This window comes from uncultured Campylobacter sp., assembly GCF_938039245.1.
Classification (GTDB): domain Bacteria; phylum Campylobacterota; class Campylobacteria; order Campylobacterales; family Campylobacteraceae; genus Campylobacter_A.
The window spans coordinates 1-2,443 of record NZ_CALHVN010000018.1 but is presented as its reverse complement, the minus strand read 5'-3'; the positions used below and the strand labels follow the sequence as shown (position 1 = coordinate 2,443).

Genomic DNA, 2,443 nt, shown 5'->3' with positions numbered 1-2,443 from the left:
ATAGTCCACCCACTCTCTGATGCCTTGATACCAGTTGAAATTCGTTCTACTCTTTAAAAATTTCTCATCTCCGCCCACGCCCGCAAACTCTAGGCTAGTGCTTGCGATGATACCGGTGCGAGGCAGGTAATAATCATCCGTGCTGTTATAGGTGATAGACGGGATGAGCGAGCTTTTTAAACTCTTGCCGTCTTTGTAACCGACGGTTTTTAACACTTCGCTAAGCCCGCTGATACGGCTTTGTTCTATGATATAGCCCAAAGACGCGCTTAAATTTCTGGTTAGTTTTCTACCCACTACGACGTTTAAGCCGTATGATTTCTCGTCGTAGCTGTTCCAGTTATAGTCGTTAGCGTATAGCGTGCCGCCAAGGCTATATTCGCTATCAAAAAGGCGCGGGTTGGTTAGACCTATCTGGCCTGAGAGTTCGTTATCGCTCCTATCGACGCTTACGACGCCCTTCATGCCGCTACCAAACACGTTCGTATCCGATAAACTCGCATTAAGTAGCAAGCCGTCTGAGCTGCCGTAGCCGATACCGCCGCTGATCGAGCCTGTGGAGGCCTCTTTTACTTTCACTAGCAGATCGACTTGGTTTGCTCCGACGCGCTGCTCTTCGATCTCGACATCGTCAAAATAGCTCGTTCGCTTTAGCGCGTCCTTGCTATCTTGCAGATCGGTTCTGCTATATAAATTTCCCTCCGTGAGGTATAGCTCGCGCCTAACGACTCTATCTACGGTTCTATCGTTGCCTGAAATTTGTACGTTTCTTATATATACTTTTTCATCCGGCACGACCTCGTAGACGATACTTATGGTCTTATCCTCGACGTTTTTCTCGGTTTTTGGATTTATCCTTACAAATGCATAACCCTTGTCCGCCACGATGTCGTCGAGCTTTTTCATATCTTGTCTTAGACGAGCGGAGTTCATCACGTCGCCGCTCTCTAGCCTAAAGTCTTTTAAAATTTTCTCTTTATCAAGCTCTAAAAACTCAGGCGCTTCGATATCTACGCTAGATACTCTATACTGCTCGCCCTCGGTCACGTAGTAGGTGAGATCTGCAGTGTAGTTATCCATATAGGCGTTTAGATACGGGTTTGAGACAGTGGCGTCTAGGTAGCCTTTTTGATAGTATTTGTCTTGGATTCTCGCAGGATCGTTTGGTAGCTCAAAAAGCTTAACCTTACCGTCGTTTCTACCCCACATCCAGCCCATAAATTCGCGCTCTTTGTTCGCTACCACAGGTTCTACGTCATCATAATCAAAAAGCTTTGCGCCGACTAAATTTACGTTTTCTATTATGATATTTTCGCCGCGGTTTATGTTCATCGTAACAAAAAGGCTGCTTTCATTGCCCGCTACCGGCTCTTTGGTTACGTCTACGATAGTGTCGAAGTACCCTTTTGACTCGTAATACTGCCTTATGCGCTCTTTTGCGCGCTCGATGGCTAGCTCGTCGTACATATTGCCTTGTTTAATGTTGATTAGCCCGTCGATAGCGGTTTTGTCGTTGGTCACTACGCCCTTGATATCGATACGAGCAATGCTAGGCTTTTCTTTTACCGTTACGGTCACGTCGCCACCCTCGTTTTCGATATAGATATCGTCGAAGTAGCCCTGCCTAAAGAGCTTTGCGATCGCCCTATCCGTACTATCGCCGCTTAGCTCGTCGCCGACTTTTAGCCCCATTATCTCCTTTGCCGTTTCGGGAGACAGATGCACAAGACCTTTAAAATTTATGGAAGTTATCTGCTGGGCATTTGCCAAAACGGCACCCAGAAGTAGTAGAAAAACGCTTTTTTTCATTTATTTAACCTAAAAGTGATGATAAGGCTGTATAATAGCACATTTTATTTTTAAACAATATAAATTTAAAAGGCGAATTTATGAAAATCGGTATCGTAGGCCTAGGACTCATCGGCGGCTCGCTAGGTCTTAGCCTAAAAAACGAAAAAATAATCAGTTGCGTTAGCGGCATGGATCTAAACAAAGAGCACGAAGAGCAGGCGATCAAGCTCGGTCTCGTGCATGAAATTTTGACGCTTGAGCAGATGAAGCAAAAGTGCGACATGATATTTCTAGCCATCCCCGTAGAAGCCATCATCAAAATCGTCAAAGAATTTGAAGGTATCGGCGAAAACACGACCATCGTAGATCTAGGTAGCACGAAGCAAAAAATCATCGAAGCCGTGCCTGAAAGCATCAGACAAAATTTCATCCCCGCCCATCCGATGGCGGGCACGGAGTACTCCGGTCCGACTGCCGCCTTTTCTGGACTTTTTAAAGACGCGGTCGTAGCTATCTGCGACTTTAAAGAAAGCGGCGAGATGCACGTCAAGCGCTCGGTCGAGCTCTTTTCGCACCTGGGTATGAAGATTATTTTCATGAGCTCAACCGAGCACGACCACCACGCCAGCGTCATCTCCCACCTGCCCCCGCT

At 46.4% G+C, this 2,443-nt stretch carries 2 protein-coding genes; one reads left to right on the top strand and one right to left on the bottom strand.

Translation table 11 applies throughout. The features are described 5' to 3' along the window. On the bottom strand, nucleotides 1-1,809 hold a 1,809-nt coding region (gene bamA, locus Q0218_RS03040), incomplete at its 3' end, for an outer membrane protein assembly factor BamA (RefSeq protein WP_297966118.1). Between the two features lie 80 nt (nucleotides 1,810-1,889). Here bamA and Q0218_RS03035 point away from each other — a divergent pair. Next, nucleotides 1,890-2,443 (top strand): prephenate dehydrogenase/arogenate dehydrogenase family protein (locus Q0218_RS03035; protein ID WP_297966116.1); only part of this gene is annotated, 554 nt, incomplete at its 3' end.